This window comes from Acidobacteriota bacterium, assembly GCA_003225175.1.
Classification (GTDB): domain Bacteria; phylum Acidobacteriota; class Terriglobia; order Terriglobales; family Acidobacteriaceae; genus Gp1-AA112.
The window spans coordinates 1-4197 of record QIBA01000011.1 but is presented as its reverse complement, the minus strand read 5'-3'; the positions used below and the strand labels follow the sequence as shown (position 1 = coordinate 4197).

Below are 4197 nucleotides of genomic sequence, written 5' to 3'. Positions count from 1 at the left end.
GCGTGTACGTCGCCGTGACGTTGTCAGCCGCAACGAATCCGGCCAGCACACCGCTCAGCGCGGGATCGACTGCTCCGTAGGTCTTGCCCGCCGCAGCCGGACTCACCGAGGCTGTAGCCTTGCCGATCGTGAACAGAGCCGTGTTGGAGCTGCTGGTGTGATTCGCATCGCCCGCGAAGTCAGCCGTCGCCAGTGCCGTACCCGCGTTGACGTTATTCGAGTAGCTCGGGGTCAACGATACATTCAGGTTCCCAGCCCCGGTGGCAACTGCCGTACACGGTGTCTGCGCCGAACCGTTGTAGGTGTAGGGCGCACCCGCCGTACAGTCCACGTTCACCATTGAGCCCGCTTTGCTAACGGTGATGCTCACGCTTGCGGTTTGGGTCGTGTAGTTCGTCGTATCCGTCGGAGTGAACGTCACCGACAGCGTCTGGTTCCCGCCCGCATTTAGCACCGTGCCGGCCGGTGGCGTGTAGGCGAAAGTGCCGGGCACACTGGCCGTCGCATTCAACTGCGTCCCACTGAGCGCCGTTCCGTAGGTGATGTTGACTGGGTTCCCCCAGGCGATCGCCGGTGTCGCCTGCTGCACGGTGATGCTTACCGTCGCTGTCTTCGTCGTGTAGTTCGTCGTATCCGTCGGAGTGAACGTCACCGACAGCGTCTGGTTTGCTCCTGCGTTCAACACTGTGCCTGCTGCTGGCGTGTAGGTGAAGGTACCGGGAACATTGGCGGTGGCATTCAACTGCGTCCCGCTCAGCGCCGTGCCGTAGGCGATGCTCGCCGGGTTCGCCCAGATGATCGTTGGCGTCGCCTTTCCGATCACGAAGCTGCTGCTGCCTGTGCTGCCGTTGTGATTGGTATCGCCTGCGAAGTTCGCCGTCGCCGATGCCGTACCTGCGTTGGCGTTATTCGAGTAGCTGGGCGTCAACATCACGTTCAGGTTCCCAACTCCGGTTGCAACCGCAGTACACGGCGTCTGCGCCGAACCCGTATAGGTGTAGGGCGCGCCCGCAGTACAGTCTACGGTCACCGTGGATCCCGCCGTCGCAATGGCGTCATTGACTGTGCCGCTCGCGGCGCTATAGTTGTTATTTCCCGAAAAGGTCCATGTGTCGCCGTTATACGTGCCCATCTCGGTGTGAGTCGTGCCACTCAACGTCAGCAGAGAGATCAAGTCAGTTGGAGCGCTCTCGACGCCTATAGCAGTACCAGTCGCCGTATGCGCCTGCCCGTCGTAGGTCACGCTGTAGGGCGTCACCGCGATGAACGCGTTTGCTCGGTTGATAATTTCGCCGGCGCCGGCAGACGCTGCGTTGTAGTTGTTGTTGCCGTTATAGCTGGCGACCACGTTATAGCTGGCGACCGCGCCGCTGACGACCTTCACGTTCACGGGCGCGGCCGGGGAGCCATCATAGGTTATGCTGTTGATCGAAAGGCTGTCGGCACCTGCGCCAGTAGCGGTTGCCGCCAGACCTTGCAAGCTCCCGTTGTAAGTGAACGTGGCTGTCTGTCCCGTCACATCGCTATTCCCATTGAGGATCTTGATCGTCGGCGTCGCCTTGTTCAGCTCCACGGTGAAGGGTGCAGAACTGGCTGGGTTGTAGTTGTTGTCGCCGGCCTTCGTGGCCACAAGCGAGCAGGTGCCGCTTGCGTTGGAGACCGACACTGTTGTTCCGGTGACTGAACATCCCGTCGAGGCGCCGGTACTGAAGCTCAGTGCACCCATTCCGCTACCGCCCGACACCGTTGGTGCACTAGTCGTACCGTAGGTGACGGCTGAAGGTCCGGTTATCGTGAGTGTCGCCTGATTGGCAACGGTGACTCTCAGCGACGCTGTCCCGCCGACTGTGCCCAGGGTCGCCGTAATCGTCACCGGCCCGCCTGCGTTCGCTCCCGTTGCCACTCCGGTGGCAGCGTCGATGTCGGCGATCGTCGCGTCTGACGAGCTCCAGATAACGTTCGCGATCGGTTGCGTTCTGTTATCCGAGTAGTGCCCGGTCGCCGTGAACGTCTGCGTCTGTCCCTTAGGAATCGAGGCGCTCGCCGGACTCACTGTGATCGATTGCAGTGCCGCCGCCGTTACCGTTAGCGACGCCGGATCAGAAGTAATCCCATTTTGGGCTGCAGTGATGTTACTGGAACCGACTCCGGCTCCCATGGCCAGTCCGTCTGCCGTGACGTTGGCCGCGTCGGTACTCGACGAGGTCCAGACTGCAGAGCTTGTCAGATCCTGAGTGCTACCGTCGCTAAACGTGCCGGTCGCGGTGAACTGCTGTGTCAGCCCCTTGGCAATCGACGCGCTCGCCGGAGTCACGCTAATGGAGTGCAGCACCGCTTCTGTCACCGTGAGTACAAATGCGTTAGATGTGACGCCGCTCTTCGTGGCCGTGATGCTGCTCGAACCGACTGCGACTCCTATGGCCAGCCCGCCAGCGGTGATGTTGACCCTTTCGGGAATCGAAGAAGTCCAGATTGCCGAGCTCGTCAGGTCCTGAGTAGTGCCATCGCTGAAAGAGCCCATGGCGGTGAACTGAATGGTGGTACCTTTTGCGATCGACGTGTTATCTGCGCTGATCGCGATCGACTGCAACACCGCCGGAGTAATGGTAAGTGTCAGCGTGTTCGAAGTTACCCCGCCCTGGGTAGCGCTGATGTTAGTCAAGCCGACACCGACTCCCATGGCCAGGCCGGCAGCATTGATGCTCGCGATGGTATCGTCGGAGGAACTCCAGGTTGCCGTGTTGGTCAGATCCTGCGTGCTGCCATCGCTAAAGGTCCCGAGGGCGGTGAACGGATCGCTAGTGCCCTTCGCAATCGAAGTCTTTGGAGCGCTGACCACAATAGACTGCAGCGCTGCTGGAGTAATCGTGAGAGTCAGCGTGTTCGAAGTAACACCGTCCTGAGCCGCGCTAATGTCGCTCGTACCAGTCGAGACTCCGGTCGCCAATCCGTTAGCGCTGATGGGGGCGATCGCCGGAGTCGCGGAATTCCAGGTGACGGAGCCGCTGAGATCTTGGGTAGTGTGATCGCTGAAGGTGCCGGTTGCGGTGAACTGAGCAGTGGTGCCTTTCGCGATCGAAGTCTCAACAGCGCTGATGCTAATGGACTGCAGCGTAGCCTGCGTCACAGTGAGCGGGATCGTGTTCGACGTGACTCCGTTCAGTGTGGCGCCGATGTCGCTCGAACCGAGCGAGATTCCGGTCGCCAGGCCGCCAGCGCTGATGGTCGCCACTGCCGGCTTCTGCGAATTCCAGGTAACGGAATTAGTCAGGTCCTGGTTGGTGCCATCGCTGAAGGTCCCAGTGGCAGTGAACTGATCGGTAGTTCCCTTCGCGATCGAGGCGCTGGCGGCGTTGATCGTGATTGACTGCAGGCTCGGCGGCGCCACGGTCTGGCTCAGCGCCGAGGATGTGCTCGACAGGAAGTTCGCGTCTCCGCCATAGACAGCCGTGATCGAATGCACTCCAAGGGCAAGCGTGGAAGTGCTGAACGCAGCTTGACCAGAAACTAGCGACGCCGTGCCCAAACTGGTGCTGCCATCGTTGAACGTCACCGTGCCGGCTGGCGTGCCGCCAGCGCTCGTGACCGTCGCCGTGAAGGTGACGGAAACCCCAAGAGGCGATGGATTCTGCGAGCTGCTGAACGTCGTTGATGAAGAGGCCTGATTCACCGTGATGGTCACGCTCGCAGTTTGCGTCGTGTAATCGGTCGTGTCAGTCGGAGTAAATGTCGTCGAGAGCGTCTGGTTCGCTCCCGCATTCAGCACCGCGTCCGCTGCTGGCATGAAGGTGAAGATACCGGGAACGTCAGTGCTGGCGTTCAGTTGAGTAGCACCCAGTGGCGTGCCGTAGGCGATCGCCGCCGGATTCGTCCACGTGATCGTCGGCATCGCCTTGCCGATGGTGAACAGAGCCGTGTTCGCGGTGATGTTGTAGTTGCCCAGCACATTCGACGGACTCAGCGTCGCGCTGATCGTGTACGGACTGCCCGCAACCGTCTCTCCCGCTGTCCGCGTGTACGTCGCCGTGATGTTGTCGCCCGCAACGAATCCGGCCAGCGTGCCGCTCAGCGCGGGATCCGTCGCTCCATAGGTCTTGCTCGCCGCAGCCGGAGTCACCGACGCCGTGGCCTTGCCGATCGTGAACGCTGCCGTGTTCAAGGTGATGTTGTAGTTGCCCAGCACACTCGCCGGACTCA

At 61.0% G+C, this 4197-nt stretch carries 1 protein-coding gene; it reads right to left on the bottom strand.

Translation table 11 applies throughout. The annotated features are described in order from the left end of the window. The coding region (locus tag DMG62_00360) for a hypothetical protein (protein ID PYY24988.1) at positions 1-4197 on the bottom strand (4197 nt) is incomplete at both ends.